This is a genomic window from Actinoplanes sp. NPDC051405, assembly GCF_055586185.1.
Map to the genome: position 1 here is coordinate 276457 of NZ_JBVJIR010000009.1, position 24823 is coordinate 301279.

At 69.7% G+C, this 24823-nt stretch carries 21 protein-coding genes and 1 tRNA gene; 15 read left to right on the forward strand and 7 right to left on the reverse strand.

Annotated features, from left to right (window positions below; genetic code table 11):
• Positions 1-228 precede the first annotated feature (228 nt).
• From ACZ6S4_RS21235 to ACZ6S4_RS21250, 4 genes are all read left to right on the forward strand, one after another.
• Positions 229-1485 (forward strand): chaplin family protein, encoded by a 1257-nt coding sequence (locus ACZ6S4_RS21235; RefSeq protein WP_465476581.1) that lies wholly within the window; start codon positions 229-231, stop codon positions 1483-1485.
• Between the two features lie 271 nt (positions 1486-1756).
• Positions 1757-3238: an acyl-CoA carboxylase subunit beta gene (locus tag ACZ6S4_RS21240; RefSeq protein ID WP_465476647.1), complete on the forward strand. Its 1482-nt coding sequence runs from the start codon at positions 1757-1759 to the stop codon at positions 3236-3238.
• 12 nt (positions 3239-3250) lie between these two features.
• Entirely contained in the window at positions 3251-4408 is a 1158-nt protein-coding gene (locus ACZ6S4_RS21245) for an acyl-CoA dehydrogenase family protein (RefSeq protein ID WP_465476582.1), read from the forward strand.
• A 113-nt stretch (positions 4409-4521) separates the two neighbouring features.
• Entirely contained in the window at positions 4522-6981 is a 2460-nt protein-coding gene (locus ACZ6S4_RS21250; RefSeq protein WP_465476583.1) for an ATP-binding protein, read from the forward strand.
• A 245-nt stretch (positions 6982-7226) separates the two neighbouring features.
• On the opposite strand, the gene ACZ6S4_RS21255 is transcribed toward ACZ6S4_RS21250, so the two are convergent.
• Positions 7227-7736: a MarR family winged helix-turn-helix transcriptional regulator gene (locus ACZ6S4_RS21255; protein ID WP_465476584.1), complete on the reverse strand. Its 510-nt coding sequence runs from the start codon at positions 7734-7736 to the stop codon at positions 7227-7229.
• 92 nt (positions 7737-7828) lie between these two features.
• On the opposite strand from ACZ6S4_RS21255, the gene ACZ6S4_RS21260 reads away from it, so the two are divergent.
• Positions 7829-8404, forward strand: coding sequence for a YceI family protein (locus tag ACZ6S4_RS21260; protein WP_212992285.1), 576 nt, complete (start codon positions 7829-7831; stop codon positions 8402-8404).
• Positions 8405-8614: 210 nt separating this feature from the next.
• Positions 8615-10093 (forward strand): glutamate-cysteine ligase family protein, encoded by a 1479-nt coding sequence (locus ACZ6S4_RS21265; protein WP_465476585.1) that lies wholly within the window; start codon positions 8615-8617, stop codon positions 10091-10093.
• A 1-nt stretch (position 10094) separates the two neighbouring features.
• Here ACZ6S4_RS21265 and ACZ6S4_RS21270 read toward each other — a convergent pair whose 3' ends face one another.
• Entirely contained in the window at positions 10095-12122 is a 2028-nt protein-coding gene (locus tag ACZ6S4_RS21270) for a hypothetical protein (RefSeq protein WP_465476586.1), read from the reverse strand.
• 106 nt (positions 12123-12228) lie between these two features.
• On the opposite strand from ACZ6S4_RS21270, the gene ACZ6S4_RS21275 reads away from it, so the two are divergent.
• A complete protein-coding gene (locus ACZ6S4_RS21275; protein ID WP_465476587.1) occupies positions 12229-13092 on the forward strand; it encodes a PASTA domain-containing protein in 864 nt (287 codons plus the stop codon).
• A gap of 6 nt (positions 13093-13098) precedes the next feature.
• Here ACZ6S4_RS21275 and ACZ6S4_RS21280 read toward each other — a convergent pair whose 3' ends face one another.
• Positions 13099-13398: a hypothetical protein gene (locus ACZ6S4_RS21280; protein ID WP_360546758.1), complete on the reverse strand. Its 300-nt coding sequence runs from the start codon at positions 13396-13398 to the stop codon at positions 13099-13101.
• A 472-nt stretch (positions 13399-13870) separates the two neighbouring features.
• Here ACZ6S4_RS21280 and ACZ6S4_RS21285 point away from each other — a divergent pair, with 472 nt between their 5' ends.
• From ACZ6S4_RS21285 to ACZ6S4_RS21295, 3 genes are all read left to right on the forward strand, one after another.
• Positions 13871-14752 (forward strand): helix-turn-helix domain-containing protein, encoded by an 882-nt coding sequence (locus ACZ6S4_RS21285; protein WP_465476648.1) that lies wholly within the window; start codon positions 13871-13873, stop codon positions 14750-14752.
• The gene (locus ACZ6S4_RS21290; RefSeq protein ID WP_360830576.1) at positions 14716-14940 is read left to right on the forward strand and encodes a DUF397 domain-containing protein; all 225 of its coding nucleotides are present in this window, start codon (positions 14716-14718) and stop codon (positions 14938-14940) included. The genes ACZ6S4_RS21285 and ACZ6S4_RS21290 overlap by 37 nt, the downstream gene beginning before the upstream one ends.
• Positions 14941-15156: 216 nt before the next feature.
• Positions 15157-15609, forward strand: a complete 453-nt coding sequence (locus tag ACZ6S4_RS21295; protein ID WP_465476588.1) for a hypothetical protein — start codon at positions 15157-15159, stop codon at positions 15607-15609.
• A gap of 65 nt (positions 15610-15674) precedes the next feature.
• Here the strand turns inward: ACZ6S4_RS21295 and ACZ6S4_RS21300 are convergent, their stop codons facing one another.
• The 4 genes from ACZ6S4_RS21300 to ACZ6S4_RS21315 form a co-directional block, all read right to left on the reverse strand.
• On the reverse strand, positions 15675-16352 hold the full coding sequence (locus tag ACZ6S4_RS21300; RefSeq protein WP_465476589.1) for a hypothetical protein: 678 nt from the start codon (positions 16350-16352) through the stop codon (positions 15675-15677).
• Between the two features lie 303 nt (positions 16353-16655).
• On the reverse strand, positions 16656-17459 hold the full coding sequence (locus tag ACZ6S4_RS21305; RefSeq protein ID WP_465476649.1) for a WecB/TagA/CpsF family glycosyltransferase: 804 nt from the start codon (positions 17457-17459) through the stop codon (positions 16656-16658).
• Entirely contained in the window at positions 17459-18532 is a 1074-nt protein-coding gene (locus tag ACZ6S4_RS21310; protein WP_360828558.1) for an NAD-dependent epimerase/dehydratase family protein, read from the reverse strand. Before ACZ6S4_RS21310 ends, ACZ6S4_RS21305 begins: the two co-directional genes overlap by 1 nt.
• A gap of 304 nt (positions 18533-18836) precedes the next feature.
• Positions 18837-18919, reverse strand: a tRNA-Leu gene (locus ACZ6S4_RS21315).
• Positions 18920-19087: 168 nt separating this feature from the next.
• Here ACZ6S4_RS21315 and ACZ6S4_RS21320 point away from each other — a divergent pair.
• From ACZ6S4_RS21320 to ACZ6S4_RS21340, 5 genes are all read left to right on the forward strand, one after another.
• Positions 19088-19873, forward strand: a complete 786-nt coding sequence (locus tag ACZ6S4_RS21320) for an FhaA domain-containing protein (protein ID WP_203769381.1) — start codon at positions 19088-19090, stop codon at positions 19871-19873.
• Between the two features lie 5 nt (positions 19874-19878).
• A complete protein-coding gene (locus ACZ6S4_RS21325; protein ID WP_203769348.1) occupies positions 19879-20361 on the forward strand; it encodes an FHA domain-containing protein FhaB/FipA in 483 nt (160 codons plus the stop codon).
• The gene (locus tag ACZ6S4_RS21330) at positions 20358-21788 is read left to right on the forward strand and encodes a PP2C family protein-serine/threonine phosphatase (protein ID WP_465476590.1); all 1431 of its coding nucleotides are present in this window, start codon (positions 20358-20360) and stop codon (positions 21786-21788) included. Before ACZ6S4_RS21325 ends, ACZ6S4_RS21330 begins: the two co-directional genes overlap by 4 nt.
• Before the next feature lie 80 nt (positions 21789-21868).
• Complete coding sequence (locus tag ACZ6S4_RS21335) at positions 21869-23323, forward strand: FtsW/RodA/SpoVE family cell cycle protein (RefSeq protein ID WP_465476591.1); 1455 nt, start codon at positions 21869-21871, stop codon at positions 23321-23323.
• Positions 23320-24822: a peptidoglycan D,D-transpeptidase FtsI family protein gene (locus ACZ6S4_RS21340; RefSeq protein ID WP_465476592.1), complete on the forward strand. Its 1503-nt coding sequence runs from the start codon at positions 23320-23322 to the stop codon at positions 24820-24822. Before ACZ6S4_RS21335 ends, ACZ6S4_RS21340 begins: the two co-directional genes overlap by 4 nt.
• The last annotated feature ends 1 nt before the right edge of the window (position 24823 follow it).

A 24823-nucleotide genomic window follows, 5' to 3' on the forward strand; every position in this document is an offset into this window, starting at 1 on the left:
CACGGGCCTGATTCCCCAACCGCTTGCGAACAGGCGGCGAATCACCTCGGGGCCCATCTGGCGGTACGCCACCTCTCTGCAATGCGTCACACGTAATGGGCGCACGTCGACAGGCGGGGTCAGGGCAGTCCATGAAAAACGCTCGTGGCACCGCTGCGCCCGAAAGCACCGATCAATTGAATACGCGTCTCACCATTCTCTGACAATTCTGAAAGGCATCTTCTTTCCATGAAGACTTGGGTTCGTAAGACTCTCAGCGTCGGTGTCCTGGCGGCCGGCGCCCTGCTGTTCGCCCCCGGCGCAGCGCAGGCCGACGTCTCGCAGGACAGCTCCGGCAACGTCGGCATCCTCAACGGCACGCAGGTGTTCGCCCCGATCGCCGTGCCGCTGAACGTGGTCGGCAACTCGATCGGCGTGGCCGGCGAGGCCAACTCGGCCGGCTCGGGCATCAACTTCGTCGAGAGCGGCCAGCACCGCAAGCGCGGTGGCAAGGGCGGCGTCTCGCAGAACACCTCCGGCAACTTCGGCATCGCCAACGGGACCCAGGCGTACCTGCCGATCTCCGTGCCGGTGAACGTGGTCGGCAACTCCGCCGCCGTGCTGGGCCTGGCCAACGCTTCCGGCGCCGGTGTGAACCACGTCGAGAGCACCAAGGTCGAGCACGGCAAGGGCAACAAGGGTGGCCGCGGTGGCGACCAGAACTCCTCCGGCAACTTCGGGGTTCTGAACGGCACGCAGGTCTACGCGCCGATCGACGTTCCGATCAACCTGTGCGGCAACGCGCTCAGCATCCTGGGCCTGGCCCAGTCGCAGGCCGCGTGCGTCAACGGTGACGGTGGCGGCCACCGCCGCGAGTCCACCTCGCAGGACACCTCGGGCAACTACGGGATCGCCAACGGCACCCAGGTCTACGCCCCGATCTCCGCGCCGCTGAACATCGCCGGCAACTCGATCGGTGTCGCCGGCGAGGCCAACTCGGCCGCCGTCGCGAAGAACGAGTCGGCCCGTGGCCACGACTTCTCGCAGGACTCGTCCCGCAACGTGGGCATCCTGAACGGCACCCAGCTCGCGGCGCCGATCAGCATCCCGATCAACGTCTGCGGCAACTCGCTCGCCGTTCTCGGCCTGGCGAACTCGGCGGCGGCGTGCGCCAACGACGTCGACGGTGACCGCGGCCACGGCCACGGCCACAAGGGCAACGGTGGCGACAACGGCCACGGCCACGACGGCAACGGTGGCGACAACGGTGGCAAGGACGACGACGACTACGTGGCCGGCGACGGTGACGTCAAGGACGACGGCTACGGCGACAAGGACGACAACGACGTCGACGGTGACGGCGGCAACCAGGGTGACAAGTACGGCAAGCCGGCTCGCAAGAGCACCCAGGAGGCGGGCGCCGTGGACGGCCTCACCCAGAACCTGAGCAACGCGGGTGGCCTGAACGTCGGTGGCCTCAGCGTCCTCGACACGCTCGGCAAGTAAGTAGTTGCGATGAGGCCCGGGTCACGCCGGTCCCGGGCGTGACCCGAGCGACGCCCCTGGGCGTCGGGCAGTAAACCGGCGCTCCTCCACAGCGCCGGTCGCACGAAACGGACGGGAGTCCCCGCTACCTGCGGGGGCTCCCGTTCGGCGTGTCTGGTCTCCGTCCCCCGAATGCGTTAGCCTAACGATCGTTCAGGGATCGAATGAAGGGGACCAGGTGGCACCCGATCTGTATGGCGAAGACGCGCTCGCACAGGCGCGCAAGCGGGCGATGGCCGGCGGCGCCGAGCGCTATCACGCCGCCAACGCCGCGAAGGGCAAGCTCTTCGCCCGCGAGCGGATCGCGCTGCTCGTCGACGACGGCTCCTTCGTCGAGGACGGGCTCTACGCCAACAGCCTGGCGGACGGACTGCCCGCGGATGGCGTGATCACCGGAAACGCCCGGATCGACGGGCGCGAGGTGTGCGTGATGGCCAACGACTCGACCGTCAAGGCCGGGTCCTGGGGCGCCCGCACGGTCGAGAAGATCATCCGGATCATCGAGCGGGCGTACGAGTACGGCGTACCCATGATCTATCTGGTGGATTCCGCGGGCGCGCGGATCACCGACCAGGTCGACCTGTTCCCCGGCCCGCGTGGGGCCGGCAAGATTTTCCACACCCAGGTCCGGGCCTCCGGCTCCATCCCGCAGGTCTGCGCGCTGTTCGGGCCGTCGGCCGCGGGCGGCGCCTACATCCCGGCCTTCTGCGACGTGGTCGCCATGGTCGAGGGCAACGCGAGCATGTATCTCGGCTCCGATCGCATGGTCGAGATGGTCACCGGGGAGAAGACGACGCTCGAGGCCATGGGCGGCGCTCGGGTGCACTGCGCCGAGTCCGGGGTCGGGCACTTCCTCTGCAAGACCGAGCAGGACGCGCTCGATGTGGTCCGCTCGTACCTGTCCTATCTGCCGGCGAACTGGACGCAGCAGCCGCCGGCGACCGAGGCCCAAGAGCCCGCCGCCGTTGATCTTGCCGCGCTGGTCCCGGTCAGCGAGCGCCAGGCCTTCGACATGCGCCGGTACGTGAAGGGCATCGTCGACAAGGGTTCCTTCTTCGAGATCCACGCGCTGTGGGCCCGGGAGCTGACGGTCGGCTTCGCCCGGCTCGACGGCCAGGTCATCGGCGTGGTCGGCAACAACTCGATGTTCAAGGGTGGCGTGCTGTTCGTCGACTCGGCCGACAAGGCCAGCCGTTTCGTCCAGCTCTGCGACGCCTTCAACGTGCCGCTGCTGTTCCTGTCGGACGTGCCCGGCTTCATGGTCGGCAGCGCGGTCGAGAAGCAGGGCATCATCCGGCACGGCGCCAAGATGATCAGTGCGATCTCCGAGGCCACCGTGCCCAAGATCTGCGTCGTGGTGCGCAAGGCCTACGGCGCCGGCCTGTACGCGATGGCCGGTCCCGGCTTCGATCCGGAGGCGACCATCGCCCTGCCCACCGCCAAGATCGCGGTGATGGGCGCGGAGGCGGCCGTGAACGCCGTCTACGCCAACAAGATCGCGGCGTTGCCCGAGGACGAGCGGGCGGCCTTCGTGGCCGAGCGCCGCGCCGAGTACGAGCGCGACATCGACATCCTGCGGCTGGCCAGCGAGCTGGTCATCGACACCATCGTGGAGCCCGCCGACCTGCGCGGCGAGCTCGTCCGCCGGTTCGCCGCCGCGCGCGGCAAGGACCGCGGATTCTCCCGGCGCCGGCACGGCGTCACCCCGGTCTAGAAAGGAACCGTCATGGTTGACTTCCGGCTCAGCGAGGAGCAGGAGGCGCTGGTCAGCAGCGTGCGGGAGTTCGCCCGCGAGCAGGTGGCACCGGTCATCGCCGAGCACTACGAGAAGAAGACGTTCCCCTACGAAGTGATCCGGCAGATGGGCAAGATGGGCCTCTTCGGCCTGCCCTTCGCCGAGGAGCACGGCGGCATGGGCGGTGACTACTTCACGCTCTGCCTGGCCCTGGAGGAGCTGGCCCGGGTCGACAGCAGCGTGGCGATCACCCTGGAGGCGGGCGTCTCGCTGGGTGCGATGCCGATCTACCGCTTCGGTACGGACGCGCAGAAGGCCGAGTGGCTGCCCCGGCTGACCAGCGGTGAGGCGCTCGCCGCGTTCGGGCTCACCGAGCCGGGCACGGGTTCCGACGCCGGCGCCACCACCACCCGCGCGGTGCTCGACGAGCGGACCGGCGAGTGGGTGATCAACGGTTCCAAGGCGTTCATCACCAACTCCGGCACCGACATCACCTGCCTGGTCACGGTGATGGCCGCGACCGGCACGAAGGCGGACGGCAGCAAGGAGCTGTCCACCATCATCGTGCCGTCGGGCACTCCCGGCTTCACCGTCGCGCCCGGCTACTCCAAGGTCGGCTGGTGCGCCTCCGACACCCACGAGCTGGCCTTCGACGACGTGCGCGTACCGGCGGCCAACCTGCTCGGCGAGCGGGGCCGCGGCTTCGCCCAGTTCCTGCGCATCCTGGACGAGGGCCGGATCGCCATCGCGGCGCTCTCGGTCGGCCTGGCCCAGGGCTGCGTCGACGAGTCGGTCAAGTACGCCAAGGAACGCCAGGCGTTCGGCCGGCCGATCGGCAACTACCAGGCCGTCCAGTTCATGATCGCGGACATGGAGATGCGCGCGCACACGGCGCGGGTCGCGTACTACGAGGCCGCGGCCCGGATGCTGGCCGGCGAGGACTTCAAGCACCAGGCGGCCCTGGCCAAGCTGTACGCGAGCGAGGCCGCAATGGACAACGCCCGGTATGCGACCCAGGTGCACGGCGGCTACGGCTTCATGAACGAGTCCGCGGTGGGCCGCTTCTACCGCGACGCGAAGATCCTGGAGATCGGTGAGGGTACGTCCGAGGTGCAACGCATGATCATCGCGCGCGGCCTCGGACTGTAGATCTTGGACTCCCGGTCGGTTTCTGCGGCAAATCCGACGGCGGCAGCGTCGGTTACTCGACAAATTGCATGCTGAAGTCGGCATCCATCGATCTGGGTGCCTAGGTTCGAGACATGACGTCCGATCACGGGGCGGACCATGATGGTCCGGGATTCGACGCCGTGCTGCGCAGTTACCGGCTGCGGGCGAAGCTGACCCAGGACGAGCTGGCGGCTCGGGCCGGGGTCGGTGTGCGGACGGTGCGTGACCTCGAACGGGGTCGCGCCTCCAGACCGCAGCGGACCACGGTGGAACTGCTCGCGGCCGCACTCGGCCTGGCGGGCGCGGACAGGATCGCGTTCCTGGCCGCCGCGCGCGGTCAACAGGCCGGTGCGTCCGCGCAGCCGCGCTACGTACGCCTGCCGCCGGCCGGTGATCTGATCGGCCGCGACGGTGATGTCGCCGAGCTGGTCACCCGCCTCTCCCCGGCGCGGGACGACGGACCGCGGGGCGTCACGCTGGTCGGCCTGGCCGGGGTGGGCAAGACCAGCCTCGCACTCACCGTGGCGCACCGGGCCGCCCCCGCACATCCGGGAGGGGTCGCCGGCATCGTCGTCACCGACGGCTCCACCACCGGCGAGGTGCTCGGTGGCGTCGCCGCGGTCTTCGGCGTGGGCCGGCCCGACGACCTGGCGCCCCGGTTCGCCGGCCGGTCCGCGCTGCTGCTCGTCGACGCGGTCGACCGCGCCTCGGAGGCCGTCGCCGAGGCCCTCAGCCGGCTGTTGCGCCAGCACCCGACGCTGCGTTTCCTGGCCACCGGCCGGCACCCGGTCGGCCTGCCCACCGAACGGGTCTGGCCGGTCGCGCCGCTGGTCGCACCGCCGGAGGAAGCCGGGCCCGAGCTCGCTGACGTGGCCGGCTATCCGGCGGTCGCGCTCTTCCTCGACCGGCTGGCCCGGGTCCGTGGCGGCCCGATCGAGCCGGACGAGGTGGCGCCGCTGTCCGCGCTGGTCCGCCGGCTCGGTGGGCTGCCGATCGCGCTGGAGCTGGCCGCCGCCCGCGGCCGGGTGCTCACCGTCGCGGAGATCCTCGACCGGTACGGCGACCGCGTCCTGGACCTGTCCGGCCGGCCCGCACCCGGTGCCGTGGTCTCCGTCCGGGAAGCCGTCGCGGCCAGCTACCGCCTGCTCGCGCCGGACGAGCAGCGGGCCCTGCACCGCCTCGCGACCTTCCGCAACCGCTGGTCGCTGGACCTGGCCGAGGCCGTGATCGCGGACGGCTCGGCCACCGACGCGGTGCACCTGCTGGACCGGCTGCTGGAGCTGGGCCTGCTCAGTGCCCGCGGCGCCCGCGCCTTCCGGTTCCGCCTACTGGACGTCGTCGGCGACTTCGCCCTGGAACGGGCCGCCGCCGACGGTGATCTGCCCGCGGCGCGGCACCGGCACGCCGAGGTGATGGCCGACCTGGCGCAGGAGATCGCGCCCGACCTCAAGGGCGGCCGGCTCGCCGAGGCCGCCGCCCGGCTGGACGACGTCGCCGGTGACCTGGGCGCCGCGCTGACCTTCGCGGCCCGCGAGCATCCGCACATCGCGCTGCGGCTCGCGGCCGCGCTGCCCCGGTGGTGGCGCTTCCGTGGGCGCGATGTCACCGGCCGGCAGTGGCTGCGTCGGCTGCTGGCCGACCCCCGTACGGCGGACGCCGATCCGCTGGTCCGGGCCTGGGCCAAGGTGGGGCTGGCCCAGCTGGCGCTCGAGCACGGCTCGGGCACCGAGGAGATCGGCTCCGCGGAGGCCGCACTGGCCGACTTCGCGGCCCTGGGCGACGTGCCGGGGCAGCTCACCGCGCACACCCAGCTGGCGGCCCTGTGGATGACGGCCGGTGGATACGAGCGGGCCCGCGGGCACGGCGCCGCCGCGCTCGAGCTGGCCCGAAGCAGCGGCCACACCCGAGACATGGCAGTCGCGGAGAACAACCTCACCTGGCATGAGATCCGCGAAGGCGACCTGGGCGCGGCCCGGGACCGGCTCGCGGAGGTGGACAGGCTGGCCGGCCGGTGCGGCGAGCACCGGCTGCGGGCGGTGGCGGCGGCCAACCTCGCCGAGGTCGAGCGGCTGGACGGCCGTTTCGAGCAGGCCGCCCGGCTGGGCCGGGACGCGATGGCCGAACTGGAGGACGTCGGTGATCCGGGCCACCGGCGCCGGGTGCTCGCGACGGTCGGCCTGGCGCTGGCCGAGAGCGGCCGGGTCGCGGAGGCGCTCGACGTGCTGGCCGAGCTGCGCGGGCCCGAACCGCAAGCGCCCGCCGACGGGCCGGCGGCGATCGTGGAGGCGGCGATCGCCCTGCGGCAGGGCGAGGAGAAGCGGGCGGCGGAGAGCTTCGCGGCTGCCGCCGAGGCGTACGCCGGTGGCCACGATCCCCGTGACACGGTGGAGGCGCTGGTCGGCGTGGTGCGGAGCACTCCGGACGCGGAGCGCCGGCAGGAGGCGGTGGCCGGGCTGGCCGAGCTCTGCCGTACGGGTGGGATCACGCTGCTGCCCCGGGAGCGGGAGCTGCTCGGACCGGAAGCGTTGCGCGGGCTCGGGGAGCAGACCTGAGCTGTGCCGGGGCGTGGACGACCGGCGCTTGTGTGCCCCCCACACGCCGGCCGTCCCAACGCCCCGGTCACGCGGCGTGAACGAAGGCACCCCCGTTTGCCCAGCCTTCGGCCTCGGCCGCGCCGCGTCCCCCTGCGGAGATCACCTTAACCGGCGGCACCGGGGGATTTGAGGATTTAAGCGGCTTTTGCCCAGGCGCTGACGGGCTTCTGCCGGTACTTCTGCCGGTTACTGCCCCGTTCGGCTCAGTGGCCCGGCACGGCCGGTAAGGCGTCCTCTTCCGAGCTGCCCGCCGTCGCGCACGGGTTGACCGCGTCGCGGATGGTCCGCAGCGACTCCAGCATCTGCGCCAGCTGGTCGGGGGTGAGCTGGTCGATGAACCACCGCTGCACCAGCTCCAGGTGCCCCGGCAGGATCTCGTCGAGCCGGGCCAGGCCGGCGTCGGTGATCACCGCGAAGGAGCTGCGACGGTCGTTCGGACACGCCTCGCGGCGGATCAGGCCGCCGCGGTCCATCCGGTCGACGACCCGGGTCACCCCGCTCGTGGACAGGGAGGTCTGGCCGGCGAGGTCGGTCATCCGCAAGCGGTTCTGCGGCGAGCGGGCAAGGCGCATCAGCACCTCGAACTCGACCGGGGAGACCCGGTGCTGCTCGAACTGCGCGGCGAAACGGCTGCTCAACCCGGTGAACGCCTCGGCGAAGAGGCCGATGGCGGTGAACCGGGGGTCATCAAAGTCGGTACCCACGTGAGTCATCTTACCAGCGGTCTCTTGACACGGGGAATATTGCTTGGCATATAGTTGCTCCGTCAGACAACAACCTGGCTCTGCCTTCGAGAGGAAATGTCATGACCGACGTCGCCAGCACCCGTGAGTTCGAGGGCCTGCAGATCCCGGCCGCCGGCACCTACCAGCTGGACGCCGCGCACAAGCGGGTCGGCTTCGTGGTGCGTCACCTGATGGTCAGCAAGGTCCGCGGCAACTTCGCCGAGGCGGACGCGACCATCACCATCGCCGAAGACCCGCTGCAGTCCTCGGTCACCGCTTCGATCGTCACCGCGAGCGTGCAGACCGGCAATGTCGACCGGGACAACCACCTGCGCACCGGCGACTTCTTCGAGGCCGAGAAGTACCCGGCCATCACCTTCCGCAGCACCGGCATCAAGTCGCACGCCGGCGCCGAGTTCGTCCTCGACGGTGAGCTCACCATCAAGGACGTCACCAAGCCCGTCGAGCTCGTCGTCGAGTTCGAGGGTGCGACCACCAGCCCGTACGGTCAGCAGGTCTTCGGTTTCAGCGCGACGACCGAGATCGACCGCGAGGACTGGGGCCTGACCTACAACATGGCGCTCGAGTCCGGCGGCGTCATGATCGGCAAGAAGGTCAAGATCGAGATCGAGGGCGAGGCCATCCGCCAGGCCTGACCTCCACCGATCCGCAGCGAAGCGCCGTCCGTTCGGGCGGCGCTTCGCCGTGTCCGGCCGTCCGACTGGCGGCATCACCGGCCGAGTGCGAGGGTAAACGTTGCGCTGCCGCGTGCTCACCCAGAGCTGATGTGCGTCCGGTTCGTCCCTGGCCTTGGTTAGCGGGTGCACATACCGTGAGAGCGTCACGCGAACGTGCCAGGAGGAACGATGGGTAAGGACCTCTCAGGGGTCGTCTTCTCGCAGGACGACCGGGTCCACTATCGGCAGAAGGTCCGGCGCTGCCTCGACGTGCTGGCTCTGATGCTGGACGACTTCGCCTTCGACGCGGAGAGCCCGATGACGGGCCTCGAGATCGAGCTCAACCTGATGGACGCGGACGCCGAACCGGCGATGCGCAACGCCGAGATCCTGGCCAATCTGGCGGATCCGACCTTCCAGACGGAGCTCGGCCAGTTCAACCTCGAGCTCAACGCCCGCCCCCGGTTGATCACCGGTAACGGCTTCGCCGACTACGAGGAAGACCTCCTCGAAAGCCTGAGCCGCGCCGAGGACCGGGCGAAGAAGGCGGACAGCACCATCGTGCTCATCGGCAGCCTGCCCACCCTGCAACCGCGGCACCTGGTGCTGGCGAACCTCTCGGCCAACGAGCGGTACCGCGCCCTCAACGATCAGATCGTCGGCGCCCGCGGCGAACAGTTCAGCGTCGACATCCGCGGCGTCGAACGCCTCCAGACGGTCAACGACTCGATCGCGCCCGAGGCGGCTTGCACGAGTGTGCAGTTCCACCTGCAGGTTCCACCGGACCAGTTCGCGGCGTACTGGAACGCGGCGCAGGCGGTGGCCGGGATCCAGGTGGCGGTGGGGGCGAACTCGCCGTACCTGCACGGCCGGCAGCTCTGGGCGGAGACCCGGATCGCGCTGTTCGAGCAGGCCACCGACACCCGGCCGGACGAGCTCAAAGCCCAAGGGGTACGCCCCAGAGTGTGGTTCGGCGAACGCTGGATCACCTCGGTGTTCGACCTGTTCGAGGAGAACGTCCGGTACTTCCCGCCGCTGCTGCCGATCATGGACGAGGAGGACCCGGTGGCGGTCCTCGAAGCCGGCGGAGTGCCCTGTCTGGGCGAGTTACGCCTGCACAACGGCACTGTCTACCGCTGGAACCGCCCGGTCTACGACGTGATGAACGGCCGTCCCCACCTGCGAGTGGAAAACCGGGTGCTGCCGGCCGGCCCGACGGTGGTCGACATGCTGGCGAACGCGGCCTTCTACTTCGGCCTGGTCCGGCAACTCGCCGAGGAGGACCGGCCGATCTGGTCGCAACTCTCCTTCGGCGCGGCGGAGGACAACTGCCACGCCGCAGCCCGCCGCGGCATCGAAACGACGATGTACTGGCCGGGCGCCGGCGAGACCCAGGTGACCGAGCTGGTGCTCGACACGCTGCTGGCCAAGGCCCACGCGGGACTCGACCTGTTCGGCGTGCACCGGGTGCACCGCGACCGGCTGCTCGGCATCATCGAAGCCCGCTGCCGCACCGGCCGAAACGGCGCGACGTGGCAGACGGAGGCGGTGTGGTCCGCGGAACACCGCCGCGGCCTGGACCGCCAGGGGGCTTTGCACGACATGTTGCTTCGATACAGCTCACTGCAGCAGACGAACGAGCCGGTGCACACCTGGCCGGTCGAATAACTCAGCGAGTCTGCTCATCACCGGCGCGACGGCCCGGCCGACGCCCGGAATCCTGCACCGGCAGCTCGGCGGTGTCGTCCTCGTCGATCAGCCCGGCGCGTCTCGAGGATCCGCTTTTCGCATCAGCGTCCTTTGAGCCGGCGTCCTTCGGGGCAGCGTCCTTCGGTGCGGCCGGCTTGGTGGCGGTCGCCGACTTGGCCGGCGTTGCGGCGCGGCTGCCGGTTGCTCGCGCTTGTCGGGGAGCTGACGGCTGTGGGGTGGCGCGCGCGGGAGTCGCCTTTGTGGACTTCGCGGGGGTCTTCTGCGCAGGGGGCGTTTTATCGGAAATCGCGGTATCCGCTGGTCCAGCCTGCGAATCCGGTCCCGGGGCGCTGTTGGTCCTCGGTGCTGCGGGGTGCTTTTCACCCGATTGAGCGTCGTTGATCTTCGCGATCGGGGGAGAGGCGGGCGGCGGGGCCACCGTCGAGCGGGTGTCGGACCGGCCCGGGGTGGACGAGCCGGCCGGCCGTGCGCTGCCATCGACCGAGGGAGCTCCGGACCTGGGAGAGCCGGCTGGCCGCGACCGTCCGCGGCTCGGGGCCGCTGCCGGCGGGGAGCCGGCCCGAGCCGGTGCCGCGGCCGAACGTGGTGCCGCGGGGAGCGCGGTGGTCGCAGACGCAGACGCGGGGGCCGAGGCGGTCGCGGAAGCAGGGGCTTTGGCGCGGCCGGTAGCGATCGCCGAGGGGTCGACGGCCGGCTCAGCGTCACGCTGTGTTGCCTTGCCGCGCCGGAACCGGTCCATGAAGGACCGCCGTTCGCGGGCCGCATCAGCCGGCGGAGGGGTGGATTCGGCCACTTGAGTGCCTGAAGTGTCTGATTTAGCCCGGTCCTTCGGCGCAGGCCTGGGCGACGGCACAACCGCAGCTCCCGACCCGGCGGATTCCGAGCGAGCGGCGCGGGCTCGCGGGGATCCGACCTCCGGGTCAGTCGCTGCTCCGGCGCCGGCGGACCTGGCGCTGCCAGCTCCGTCGGCGGGTCCAGCATGTGTGGGCCCGGAGTCGGCCGCCTTGGCGCTCACCGCGCCGGCTTTGCGAGATCTTGAGCCGTGGGCTTTCGAGCTGCGAGAACTCGACAATGCCGCGTCGTCGGAAGCTGCCGGCAAGGCCGTACTCCCCGACGCGGATCCGGCCGCCCGCCGTGCAGCACCACGCTGGCCCAAGGCGACTGTGAGCGCCGACCCCGCCAGCCCGGCCAGCACCGCGTAAGGCGCAATCAGGTAAGCCGACTGCAACGGACCAGGAGTGCCGGTCAGCTGCGGAGCCAGCACGAAGAAAGCCGCCGCTACCAGCAGCGGCCCGACCGCCCCGGACGACGCCGCGCCCACCCCCAGGTCACCGCGCCGAACCGCGGGGAGAGCGCCGATGACCCCGACCACCAGCGCCGCGAGCAACGTCAGCAACGCGCTCGGCCAGTAGATCGTCCCGTACTGGTCGTCGGGGGAGTCCGGGGAGAAGAACTGCCAGCTCGACAGGTACGTCGCGGAGGGGCGGTGCCAGAAGATCGTGGCCATGACCGCGGCCACGGCCAGGGACCAGAGCCAGGCCGCCGTCGCGATCAGGTTCGCTGCCACCGGTCTCGAGACGACCGCCCAGTACGCGATGGCCAGGCCCAGGAGCACGCCGATCACCGCGTACCCGCCGGCGATCGTCTGGGGTGAGAAGGTGTCCGTCCGTACCGCTGCCCGGGCCGGGAGCGCGATCAGCACGACCGTCAGCAGGGCGCCGACCGCCGCGGAGGCCGCCAGCGCGAAGCGCCAGGGCCCGTCGGTGCCGCGGCCGAGCCGGCCCGCGATGACCGCGCCGAACACGGTCGCGCTCGCCGCGATCCAGGTCGCCCAGCCGAGGCTGCCCAGCCAGACGCTGTCGTCGGCGGGCACCGCCGGCCACACGACCACGCCCAGGCCGTAGCCGAGGCCGAGCTGGGCGGCGCCCGTCCCCGCGGCCACTCCGGCCGCGGCTGCCACTCGCGCTGTCCAGCCCTTGTCGGCCATGCCGGGCACTGTAGCCGTCGGTGACGATGCCTGCGAATCAATGAGTTGATGCGCCAAGATTGGTTAGGTTGGCGGCAGAGGACGCCCGAACGGAGAGGATCCGGCGATGTCCGACGACGACGAGCGCCGCCGCCTTGATGAGACAGGTGAGTACTTTCCGTTCGCCGAGGATGAGAAAGTTCCCCCGATCGGTGGTCCCCTGAAGGATGACCGGACGGCGCAGTTGCCCCGCGCTGCCGGGGACGCGGACCGCACGCAGCTCTTCCCGCCGGCCGCGGACGACGCGACGTCGGTGATTCCGGCCGCGGCGACCGACGGTACGCGCACAGAGCGTCACCCCCGCAGCACGGACAACTGGGCCGACGACGGCGATGAGGTGTGGTCCGCCCGGGCCGGGGTCCGTCCGCCGCGACCCGGCTACGGCGACGACTACGCCAGCACAGACTGGGCAGCGGCGCCGGCCGGCGAGCCGCGCGGCCGCTGGTGGACGCCGATCGCAGTGGGCATCATCGCGTTGCTGCTACTGGCCCTGCTGGGCTGGGGCATCTACCTGATCGTGCAGTCCACCAGCGACGATGCCACTCCGGGTGTGACTGCCTCTCCCGCGCCGCCGGCCACCACGGCCGTGACGACCGTGCCCACCTCCACGCCGCCGTCCACGGAGCCGGCGACGACCCAGCCGACCACCTCGGCGCCCGCCACCCCGAGCGACATCACCGTGCCGGCGTTGAAGGGACTGTCCTCGGACGAGGCGCGGGGGGCACTCGACCGCAAGGGCCTGAACTATCGCCTGCGCTATGTGACCAGCGATTCTCCGGCCGGGACCGTGATCGACAGCGACCCGGCCGAGGGCCAGCAGGTGCCGGCGGACACGGTGATCACCCTGATCATCGCGGCGGGGCCGACGACGTCGCCGACCCCCACGCAGACACAGACCACCGGGCCGACCGGACAGCAGGAGGAGGACTGACTCCGGTCAGCGGTTGGCGCGCAGGGCGCGGGCCTGGATGGCGCCCGTGGTCATGCCCGGCTGGCGGCCGTTGCGGGTGCGCGGGTCCGGAGCCTTGCCGACCTGTCGCAGGCCGCCGACCTGCACAAAGATGGACCGGCGCTCAACCGCGTCACCGGACGCGTTGAGCTCGTAGCCGTCCAGCCAGATCCAGCCTTCGTACGTCGGCCAGTCGTGCACCCGGATGACCCGGAAAAGCATGGGCGCCGCGAATTGGACGCTGGCCGCCTTCGTCACGTGTATGACATCGCCGGACCGAGGAAGCACGTCATCTCCTGTCCTGAACCCAGTAGGGGCAAATTGCACTTTGCCGCACGGTGAACACAGATGGTCCAGTGTGCCCGGCTGATGCATCTTTGCACCATAACGATTGTGCCAATCATCGCGACGGTGCGGTTTAGCCGCTCCCGGCCCGGTCGCTGCTCGCGGACTTCTTCAAGTCCGGCGAGGACAGTCGCTACGGTCGGTCCCCCAGTGCGCGGCGTCGCTTTTGGTGCATTGCTGCGTACCCGGCGCTTGTATCCCAGGTTCCCACAAGAACACTAAGTGACGTGCGCCATACGGAAAGATTGCACCACGAGGCGAATCGATGCAAGTTGCAGGTCAGCCGAAAGTGACTAAACGATCACTGTGGACGCTTGAGGGATCAAGAGACCACCAGAGAGACTGAGGGCGACAACGCCGTACGGTGGAGCCCGCGCCGTCCGGTCGCATGATGCCACGCAGCCCGGAGGTGAGCGTGAATCCGCGCCGCAGCCCCACCATCCGCCGCCGCCGACTCGGAGCTGAGCTACGCAGATACCGCGATGCGGCCGGCGTGACCATCGACGTGGTGGCCGAGCGTCTCGGCTGTTCACCCTCCAAGGTGTCCAGAATCGAGACCGGCCACACGAGTGCCACTCCTCGCGACGTAAAGGACATGCTGGACATTTACGGCGTCAACGGTGTCGAATCGGAAGAATTAGTGCAGATATCCCGCGAAGCCCGGCAAAAGGGATGGTGGCACCCGTTCAGCCCGGTGCTCACCGGCGCTTATGTCGGGCTGGAAGCGGCGGCCCGGTCGATCAGGGCGTACGAACAGCAGGTGGTTCCCGGTCTGCTTCAGACCGATAAGTACGCAATAGCGATGATCAGGGCCGCACGATCGGATGACAGCGATCGAGAAATAGAGCAACGGGTACGCGTCCGGATGGCTCGCCAAGCGTTATTGATTCAGGACGATCCGATCGATCTTCAGGTGGTGCTCGATGAAGCGGTGGTGAGTCGCCCCGTCGGCGGCGACCAGGTCATGCGGGACCAATTGCTCCGATTGGTCGAGGCGAGCCGGCTGCCGAACGTCACTCTGCAGATCCTGCCGTTCGCGGCAGGGGCCCACGCCGGCATGGACGGCACATTCGCGATCCTCGACTTCCCCGATGCCGAGGACCCCAATGTGGTGTTCGCCGAGAACGCGACCGGCGGGCTGTTTCTGGAGAAGAGCGACGAGCTGCGCAAGTACAACTCCATCTTCGACACCGTCCGATCGTCGGCCCTCTCTCCCGAGGAGTCCAGAGACATGATCGTTAGGCTGGCAGAGGAGCCATTGTGGAAAGTGAGACCAAGGGTTTCCGGATCGACCTGAGCCGCGCGCAGTGGTTCAAGAGCACACGCAGTGGCCCGAACTGTGACAACTGCGTGGAGGTGGCCTTCGTCGAGCAGGCCATCGCGGTTCGCGACTCCAAGAATCCGACGGGACCCGCGTTGATCTTCACCGCCGCCGAGTGGGACGCCTTCGTGGGCGGGGCCAAGGGTGGCGAGTTCGACCTGTAGAGCACGTGACCCCGACCGCCCCCGCCGCGAGCGTGGGGGCGGTCGCTGCATTTTGCCCCATTTGCGCCGTCGCCCGTTCGGGTCGGCCTCGTTGAACGCTCTAAGCGCGGACCGGACCGCGCGTCCGGAGAACCGCCGTCGGCCCGTACGGCTGACCGTCCCCCTCGCGTGACGGTGCGGGCAGGCGATCCATACGAGCGAGGCAAGGCGAAACAGATGACGATGGGTTCCGACAACCTCAGCAACGGATCCGTGACCGCGCAGGACCGCTTCAGCGGAGGCGTGAGCGCGTACCGGCAGACCCGCCGCGACGCGGCCCTGGCCGCGGAGAACGGCGACGGCGAACTGGTCTCGCGCGGCAGCGGCGGAACCGGTCTGTCCGGCCTGCCGACCCGCACCCCGATCGAACCGACCAGCGCGCTGGACCGGGCGGCCAAGCTGCCCTCGCTGGACCTGCAGGGACTGACCGAACCGGTCTTCCCGACCAGCGGCGGCTGGGTCGACGCGGGCAGCTCCCAGTCGATGGCGGACCACCCGTTGCTGCGCGGGCTGCTGCTGGAGCTGCCGGTGCGCGGGACGATGCCGGACTCGGGCTGGCTGGACCGCTGGTTCGAGGCGGCGCGCTCGATCCTCGAGCTGCTCTACGTCCAGGAAGCCAAGCGCAAGTAACTCCCCGCGACGCCGTCCACGGGCAGGCCCGGTGAGCTCCACCCGGACCGCCTGCCCCGGCGGCGCTAGGCGGCCCGGTGGGCCGAGGATGCGTAGTTCTCGGCCGGGCCGGTTTCCAGCGGCAGCGCGGTGTAGGTCTCCGCCGACGTCTGACGCGCCGGCACAGCCCGCAGCCGGACCTTGCCGATCGGTGCGAAAACCTTGACGTTGAGCCGGCTGTGCCGGATCGCGTGCCGGATGCCGAGCGCGAGCACCGCGATCCCCACCACGGTCAGCACGATCCCGGCGACCTGGGCGCCGGGCACCTCGATCACGCCGGCGGCGATCGGCACGCCGGCCAGCGCGGCCAGCCCGGTGATCTGCAGCGGCGTCGCCACCAGCGGATGGGCGGCGGCAGCCAGCAGCGCCGGCGGCGCCGGCGTCAGCGGCGCGGTGGCGAACGCGCCCGCGCCGCGCCGGACCTGAGCGAGGCGCCGCGCGGTCACCAGCACCACGACCAGCGCGGGTACGGCGGGAAGCACAGCAGCCGCCGGAGCCGCGGACTCCCCGGACAGCACACCGGTGACCAGCGGTACGGCGATGAACACCGCGACCCCGCCACCGACCAGCATGGACAGTGTGCGAGCGCGCCGGCGCAGCTCGCGAGCCGTGCGAGCGCTCGGCAGGGCGTCCGCGAGCAGTCCGGCGGTGAGCCAGACCCCGGCGAGTACGCCGATCAGGATGAGGTCCGTCGTGGTGTTCACATCGACAGCCTTCACCCGTCGCGCAAGCGGCAAAACCGGGATATGCCCGGACGGTCAACCCGTAGGGGTTTGATCGTGACTTTGAGTGAGCAAAGTTTTACGAAGCGAACTCATCCCAATGGGCGAAGGGGACAATGCCCCCTGTTGCGGCCGTGACCGGTGTCCTAGTGTCGGGTGCCAGACGGCGCCGATGCATCGGTGCCGGCCACGGGTTCGACCTGGGGAGGTCGGCCGGGGTTTCCGGCGGCAACGCCGTGAGACCCCGGCACCGCCCGGCCGACCGTTTCGGAGCCTCTGGACAGCTCAGACCGCGAAGGTCTGGACGGGCTCGGTGGCCGGTGCGGGCGGCGTCGCCTTCCACAGGCCCAGCTTCTGCATGGCCAGCCGGGACAGGTAGGCCGGGTTCAGCAGGATGTACCGCTTCCACAGCCGCTTGGGCTCCAGCCCGAGGCGCCACAGCCACTCGAGGGCGTACTTCTGCATCCACGCGGGCGGGTTCTTCAACAGCCCGGCGTGGTAGTCGAAGGCCGCCCCGACCGCGAGCAGCGGCATGTCGAGCAGCGGGCGCATCGCGTACGTGAAGATCTCCTGGCGTGGGCAGCCGAGCCCGACCAGCACGATCCGCGCGCCCGACGCCTTGATCCGGTCCGCGATCTCCACGTCCTCGCCGGGCTGGGCGGCGCGGAACTTCGACGCCTCGACCCCGGCGATCTTCAGCGCCGGGAACATCCGCTCCAGCGCCGGTACGAGCTTGCTGAGGGTCGGTTCCGTGGAGCCGTACAGGTAGACCGGCAGGCCCTCGGCCGCGGCCTGGCGCAGCACGCGCAGGGTGAGCTCGGGGCCGTAGACCCGGTCGGTCAGGCCGGCGTGGTGCAGCAGGTTGAGCGCGCCGCGGACCGGCTGCCCGTCCGGTGTGACCAGGTCGAACGAGTTGAGCCGGGCGTTGTGCGCCTTGTCCTGCACGCCGGTCATCACCCCGTGCACGGCGAGCGCGGTGACGGCGTAGTGGCGGCGTTCGCGGGCGGCGTCGAGGATCTGGGCGACAGCGGCGTCGTAGTCCACCGCGTCGACCAGCACGCCGAGGACGTTCTTCTTGCCCTGGGCGATCACGGCTGGGGCACCCACTTGTCGACGTTGGCCTCGTAGATCTCCTGGAGGATCATCGGGACGTCGTAGACCTGCTTCCACTGCGGGTAGTCCGCCTGGAAGGCCGCCATCGAGCCGATCCACCACTGGTGGTCGCCGATCCGGTTGTCGTCGACGTACTCGGTGACCATCTCGGTGCCGCTGATCTTCTCCGCCATGGCGAAGGCCTCGAGGTTGGAGCAGTTCGAGTGCCGGCCGCCGCCGAGGTTGTAGACCGCCGCCGAGCGCGGATTGCGGAAGAACGCCTCGAAGGCGCTGAGCACGTCGTGGCTGTGGATGGCGTCGCGGACCTGCTTGCCCTTGTAGCCGAAGATCCGGTAGAGCCGGCGTTCCATGTTGGCGCGCATCACGTAGCCGAGGAAGCCGTGCAGCTCGGTCGCCGAGTGGGCCGGCCCGGTGAGGGTGCCGCCGCGGAAGATCGCCGTCTTCATGCCGAAGTAGCGGCCGTACTCCTGGGCCATCACGTCGGCGGCGACCTTCGACGCGCCGAAGACCGAGTGCAGGCACTGGTCGATCGACATGTCCTCGGTGATGCCGTCGGCGTACGGGTGCGCCGGGTCGATCTCCCAGCGGGTCTCCTGCTCGATCAGCGGGAGCCGGTTCGGGGTGTCGCCGTACACCTTGTTGGTGGAGCAGTGGATGAAGGCCGCGTCGATGCAGTGCTCGCGGGTGTTCTGCAGCAGGTTGAGGGTGCCGCCGGCGTTCACGTCGAAGTCGGTGAACGGGTCCCGCACGGCCCAGTCGTGCGACGGCTGCGCCGCGGTGTGGATGACGACCGCGATGTCCTTGCCGTACCGCTGGAAGATTCGCGACAGTGCGTCGCGGTCCCGGATGTCGACCCCGTGGTGCGAGTACGCCGTCCCGAGGTCCGCGGTGAGCTGCTGCACGTTCCAGGCCGTCGACGCCTCCGCGCCGAAGAACTCCTGCCGCATGTCGTTGTCGATCCCGACGACATCAAGGCCCAGCCCGGCAAAGTGCCGAACCGCCTCAGAGCCGATGAGACCACCTGATCCAGTTACCAGGGCGACGGCCACGAGCAAACTCTCCCAGAGGTCTCGGGGGCAAAACCAGTCGAGAGCATAACGCCACCCCCCTCACGCTCCGCTGTCACCCAAGAGAGCAGGCACGAACCCAGGAGACAAGAGGGGAGAGGTGAAGAGGAGCCCTTACGCGTCCCGATGCCGAGCGAAGCGAGGGCGAGCCACCGACAGGCGCGAGTGACACAGCCAGCGCGTCCACCGCACCGCGGGGCGTCCGGGGGCTCGGCCCCCGGAGCAGATATGCCGATCGCCCCCAGGTCCGCGCTTTCCGCGGACAGGGGGCGACCAGGTGATCGGGTGGGGATGGGGGGAGTTGAACCCCCACGTCCTTTCGGACACACGGACCTGAACCGTGCGCGTCTGCCATTCCGCCACATCCCCGTGGCATTCAGTTAGCCGGAACAGACTACGCTGTCCCTCGTTACACCGCGAGCAGATACTGCCCTTGGCGCCAGGGAAGACTAGCACGGCGTCAGGGGCCGCAATACGAGGGTCAGGAGCGACCGGTTGCTCTTCGCAGAGATGCGGAAGCGGCGGCCGGATACCATCATGTCCTCGGAACCCGAGGAGGAGCCGGTGAGCGTGCTGCAGCGCTTTGAGAAGCGGTTGGAAGGCCTGGTCGAGGGTGCCTTCGCGAAGGTGTTCAAGGGTGTCGTGCACCCGGTGGAGATTCTTAATGCCATGCAGCGGGAGGCCGAGGCGCACAAGGCTATCCTCGCTGGTGGTCGCACCTTGGTGCCCAACCGCTACGTGATCGATCTCTCGCCGTACGACCACAGCAGGCTGGCACCGTATGCCGCCGCACTGGCCCAGGAGCTGGCCCAGTCGCAGGCGGAGTTCATCGGTGAGCAGGCCTGGACGGTCTACGGCGACGTCATCGTCGAGATCGAGCGCGGTGACGGGCTCGATACCGGCATGTTCCGTGTCACAGCGGAGGTGTACACCGGCGGCGAGGTCGCGCCTGTGCAACAGCCCGCCTACGACGCTGCGCCGGCGTATTCGCCGTACGACCAGCAGCAGGGCGGGTATCCGCCGCACGGGGGGCACAACGGCCGCAACGTCGGCCTGGTCTCCGGTGACGGCCGCACGTATCCGTTGCAGATGGGCTCGACGGTCATCGGCCGTGGGGACCAGGCGAATCTGCGTCTGCCGGATGTCGGGATCTCCCGGCGCCACGCCCGGCTGGACTATGACGGCAGCCAGGTCGTGCTGACCGACCTGGGCTCGACGAACGGCACGATGGTCAACGGCCAGCGCGTGTCGGCCGTGGCGCTCAACCCGGGCGACATGATCCAGTTGGGGACGACCACCCTCACGTTCCGAGTGGACGGCTAGGCACCTTGCCAGAATTTGTCCTCACCGTCGCCCGCTTCGGCTTCCTGATACTGCTGTGGATCTTCGTGTTCACGGTGGTGGGAGTCATCCGTAAGGATCTCTTCGCCGGGGTCCGGTCCAAGAGTCTCGTCGCCTCGCCCCGAGGGGTGGGTGGCGTGGTGCCGCAGGGCCGGCCGGCGAAGGCGAAGCGGGGCAAGGCTGCCCGGCAGCTCGTGGTGACAGCCGGTCAGCTGGCCGGCACCAGGATCACTCTGGGTGAGGCTCAGATCACTATCGGACGTGCGGAGGACTCGACGCTGGTCATCACGGACGACTTCGCGTCGGCCCGGCACGCCCGGCTCGTGCCGCGGGACGGTCAGTGGTTCGTCGAGGACCTCGGCTCGACGAACGGCACCTATCTCGATCGCGGTAAGGTCTCCGGACCTACTCCCGTCCCCCTTGGCGTGCCGATCCGGATCGGCCGCACTTCACTCGAGTTACGGCCATGACCCTGACCCTGCGCTACGCCGCCCAGAGCGACCGCGGTCTGATCCGAGACGGAAACCAAGACTCCGTCTACGCCGGACCGCGGCTCCTTGCCGTCGCCGACGGCATGGGCGGCATGGCCGCCGGTGACGTCGCCAGCAACATCGTCATCGCGGCCATGGCTCCGCTCGACGAGGACGTCCCCGGCGATGCGCTGGTCGACGCCCTCCGGCATGCCGTGGGCACGGCCAACCAGACGCTGCGCGACACCGTCGACGCCAATCCGCATCTGGAGGGGATGGGCACCACGCTGACCGCGGTGCTTTTCTCCGGCAGCAAGATCGGCATGGTGCACATCGGCGACTCGCGCGCCTACATGCTGCGCCAGGGTGAGTTCGCCCAGATCACCAAGGACGACACCTACGTCCAGATGCTGGTGGACGAGGGCCGGATCAGCCCGGAGGAGGCGAGCAGCCACCCGCAGCGGTCGCTGCTCACCCGGGCGCTCGACGGCCGGGACATCGATCCGGAGTATTCGGTCCGCCAGGTCCTCAAGGGCGACCGCTATCTCATCTGCAGCGACGGGCTCTCCGGCGTGGTCAGTGCCGAGACCATCGGCGAGAGCATGCGTGACATCCAGGATCCGCAGGCGTGCGTCGAGCGGCTCGTGCAACTCGCGTTGCGCGGCGGCGGCCCGGACAACATCACCGTGGTGGTCGCCGACGCGACCGACGCGGACATCGTCGAGCAGGCCCCGATCGTCGGCGGCGCGGCCGCCCGTGACCGCGGCAACTCGACCGTCGCGGACGCTTCCAGTGCTGCTGCCCGCGCGGCGGCCCTGCAGGCGCCACCGCGGCCCGCCCAGCCTTCCGGCCCGCCGTACGACCGCGACGAGCCGGAGCCGCAGCCGAAGAGGCACCCGGTCCGCACGAGCCTGTTGCTGCTCGTGCTGCTCGGCATCCTCGGCGGCGGCCTCTACCTGGGCTGGCAGTACACCCAGAAGCAGTATTACGTCGGCGCCACCGAGCAGGGCCAGCTCGCGATCTTCCGCGGCGTGCCCGGCCAGATCGCCGGCCTCGACCTCTCCAGTGTCAACGAGACCAGTCCGGCTCGCCTGGACGACCTCACCTCGGTCGCCCAGGACCGGGTCAAGCAGGGCATCCACGCGGACAGTCAGCCTGACGCCCGGCGGAGGCTCCAGGAGCTGACCAGCGACGAGCCGTCCAACCCCAACCTGAAGCCGATCTGCGTGGCCGGCAGCGCCGCGCCGACGGTGTCGGAGCCGGTGACCCCGTCCGGCACGCCGTCCGCGGCCGGGAAGACGTCGCCTCCCGGCCGGCCCACCTCCTCGTCGGCGCCGGCTCTCGCGCCCACCATCACGCCGGACGCCCTGCCTTCGGAGTCTGCCCCGCCGGTCGTCGACCCGGTCGGGTGCCGGCCCGTCGACTGAGCGTCCGCTCACCGAAGTCTGGGGACTCTTTCTTGACCGCGCCCGCCCTTCCGGCTCCCACACCCGCGACCACGGGTGAGATGCCCCGTGTCCCGGGCACGAAGACCGGGCGCAACGCGGAGCTGGGTCTGCTCGCGCTGGCGATGGTCATCGTGGCCGCGTACGGCGCCATCGTCGAGGCCAACCAGTTCGACAAGATCACGCCGACGTTCTGGGTGCCGGCCGCGTTGCTGAGTGTCCTGTTCGTCGCCCTGCACCTGGTGGTCCGCTTCACCGCGCTGTACGCCGACCCGGTGCTGATCCCCACCGTGGCGCTGATCAACGGCCTCGGTGTCGGCTTCCTGCGCCGGCTCGACCTGGCCCGGTCGATCGCGCAGAAGCAGCCCGAACCGGGCATCTTCGCCGGGGTCGGTGGCCGTCAGCTCGCCTGGACGCTGGCCGCCCTGGTGCTGGCCGCGGTGCTGCTGATCGTGATCCGCGACCACAAGACGGTCTCCCGGTACGCGTACACCCTGGGCCTGGTCGGCATCGTGCTGGTGATGATCCCGGCGGTGCTGCCGGCCAGCATCTCGGAGATCAACGGGGCCCGGCTGTGGATCCGGATCGGGTCGTTCTCGATCCAGCCCGGTGAGTTCGCCAAGCTGGCCCTGGTCTCCTTCTTCGCGTACTACCTGGTTCGCAAGCGTGAGGTGCTCTCGCTGGCCAGCCGGCGGGTGCTCGGCATCGACTTCCCACGCGGCCGCGACCTCGGTCCGGTCATCACGGTGTGGATGCTCTCCCTGCTCGTGCTCGTCTTCGAGAAGGACCTCGGCACGGCCCTGCTCTACTTCGGCCTGTTCGTGGTGACGCTCTACGTCGCCACCGAACGGGTCAGCTGGCTGATCATCGGCCTGGTGATGTTCTTCGGCGGCGTCTACGTGGCGTATCTGCTCGGGGCGTCGGTCGGTGGCCCGTTCGCCAACTTCTACGACCGCGCCACGGTCTGGCTCGACCCCTTCGCCGCCGAGAACTACAACCGCCTCGGCGGCAGCTATCAGCTCGTGCAGAGCCTGCTCGGCCTGGGCACCGGTGGCCTGTTCGGCACCGGCCCGGGGGCCGGCTCGCCGAGCAAGGTGCCCGAGGTCCGCACCGACTTCATCTTCGCCGGCATGGGCGAGGAGATCGGCCTGTTCGGCCTCTCCGCCCTGCTGATCTGCTACCTGCTGATCGTCGAGCGCGGCCTGCGCGCGGCCCTGGGCGTACGCGACTCGTTCGGCAAGCTGGTCGCCGGTGGCCTGGCGTTCACCCTGGGTTTGCAGGTCTTCGTCATCCTTGGTGGCATCACCGGGCTGATCCCGCTGACCGGTCAGACAACGCCCTTCCTGTCCGCCGGTGGTTCGTCGCTCATGGCGAACTGGCTGCTCATCGCGATGTTGCTGCGGATCTCCGACGCCGGCCGCAGACCCGCGAGCGGTGGCCCGGCGCCCGCGTCCGGTGGACCGAAGCAACCGCCCGCCCAGCTGCACGGCGCCATGACGGAGGTGATCAAGCCGTGAACGCACCCCTGCGCAAGGCCGGCGTGGTCATCCTCGTCCTGTTCGGCCTGCTCTTCGCCAACCTGAACTGGGTTCAGGGTTACAAGGCCGACGCGTACCGCACCAGCGACTACAACGGCCGGGTCCAGGTCGCGGAGTACGAGGTGCCGCGCGGGGTCATCGAGGCGGACGGCCAGGCGCTCGCCCAGAACAAGCTGACCGACGACGAGCTGAAGTACCTCCGGCAGTATCCGGAGAAGCAGGTCTACGCCCCGATCGTTGGCTACAAGCCGGTGAACATCGCCGAGGTCGGCATCGAGCGCACCGAGAACGAGTTCCTCTCCGGCGCCAGCGACAAGCTCTTCGCCGACCGGGTCAGCGCCATGTTCACCGGGGACAAGAGCGGCGGCGGCAACGTGGTGCTGTCGATCAAGACCAAGGCCCAGGAAACGGCCTGGAAGCAGCTCACCAACAACCAGGGTGGCGCCAAGAAGGGGTCGGCGGTCGCGATCGACCCGCGCACCGGCGCCATCCAGGCGCTCGCCTCGTTCCCCAGTTACGACCCGAACCCGCTGGCCAGCCACGATGTCGATGCGGCCGCCGCGGCGTACAAGAAGCTGAACGGGGACAAGGACAAGCCGCTGCTCAACCGCGCGCTGTCCGAGACCTACCCGCCCGGCTCCACCTTCAAGGTGATCATTTCGGCCGCGGCCCTGCAGAACGGCTACGACCAGAGCACCGAGATCCCGGCCGGGCAGAGCTACACCGCGCCCGGCTCCGGCGCTCCGATCCGCAACTCCGAGGACCAGACCTGTCCCGGCGCGCAGGTCACCCTCAAGGAGGCGCTGACCGACAGCTGCAACACCGGCTACGCGCAGCTGGGCGTCAAGCTCGGCGGCGACAAGGTCAAGAAGGCGGCCCGGGACTGGGGCTTCGAGCAGAACGACCTGACGGTCGGCAACCTCAAGGGTTCGGGGCTGCCGGTCGCGGCCAGCAGCACCGGTGAGATCAAGAACCCGGACGGCAGCGTCGACCAGGCCGGGCTGGCTCAGTCCTCGATCGGGCAGAAGGATGTCCGGATGACCACCCTCGAGGGCGCGATGATCGCCTCCGCGGTGGCCAACGACGGCCGGCAGATGCGGCCGTACCTGGTCCAGCAGCTGCTCAGCCCCGACCGGCGGCCGATCTACAACGCCGCCCCGGAGACGCTGCGCACCCCGGTCAGCGGCGACGTCGCCAAGGACCTGCGCGAGATGATGGTCAGTGTCGTCGAGAACGGCACCGGCAAGCGTGCCAAGATCAGCGGCTTCGAGGTCGGCGGCAAGACCGGTACGGCGCAGAACGCGACCGGCGCCGACAACCACGGCTGGTTCATCGGATTCGCCTTCAACGACAAGGGTGAGGCAGTCTCAGCTGTCTGCGTCATGCTGGAGAACGTGCCTGGCGATCACCCGAGCGCCGAGGCGGCCCGGATCGCCGGGCTCATCATGAAGGCCGCGGCGGGCCGGGGAGGGGACTGAC

Bases quoted from the DNA above. Each gene is read 5' to 3' on its own strand.
- ACZ6S4_RS21235 (WP_465476581.1), top strand. From the start codon at position 229: ATGAAGACTTGGGTTCGTAAGACTCTCAGCGTCGGTGTCCTGGCGGCC.
- ACZ6S4_RS21240 (WP_465476647.1), top strand. From the start codon at position 1,757: ATGGCCGGCGGCGCCGAGCGCTATCACGCCGCCAACGCCGCGAAGGGC.
- ACZ6S4_RS21245 (WP_465476582.1), top strand. From the start codon at position 3,251: ATGGTTGACTTCCGGCTCAGCGAGGAGCAGGAGGCGCTGGTCAGCAGC.
- ACZ6S4_RS21250 (WP_465476583.1), top strand. From the start codon at position 4,522: ATGACGTCCGATCACGGGGCGGACCATGATGGTCCGGGATTCGACGCC.
- ACZ6S4_RS21255 (WP_465476584.1), bottom strand. From the start codon at position 7,736: ATGACTCACGTGGGTACCGACTTTGATGACCCCCGGTTCACCGCCATC.
- ACZ6S4_RS21260 (WP_212992285.1), top strand. From the start codon at position 7,829: ATGACCGACGTCGCCAGCACCCGTGAGTTCGAGGGCCTGCAGATCCCG.
- ACZ6S4_RS21265 (WP_465476585.1), top strand. From the start codon at position 8,615: ATGGGTAAGGACCTCTCAGGGGTCGTCTTCTCGCAGGACGACCGGGTC.
- ACZ6S4_RS21270 (WP_465476586.1), bottom strand. From the start codon at position 12,122: ATGGCCGACAAGGGCTGGACAGCGCGAGTGGCAGCCGCGGCCGGAGTG.
- ACZ6S4_RS21275 (WP_465476587.1), top strand. From the start codon at position 12,229: ATGTCCGACGACGACGAGCGCCGCCGCCTTGATGAGACAGGTGAGTAC.
- ACZ6S4_RS21295 (WP_465476588.1), top strand. From the start codon at position 15,157: ATGACGATGGGTTCCGACAACCTCAGCAACGGATCCGTGACCGCGCAG.
- ACZ6S4_RS21320 (WP_203769381.1), top strand. From the start codon at position 19,088: ATGTCCTCGGAACCCGAGGAGGAGCCGGTGAGCGTGCTGCAGCGCTTT.
- ACZ6S4_RS21330 (WP_465476590.1), top strand. From the start codon at position 20,358: ATGACCCTGACCCTGCGCTACGCCGCCCAGAGCGACCGCGGTCTGATC.
- ACZ6S4_RS21335 (WP_465476591.1), top strand. From the start codon at position 21,869: ATGCCCCGTGTCCCGGGCACGAAGACCGGGCGCAACGCGGAGCTGGGT.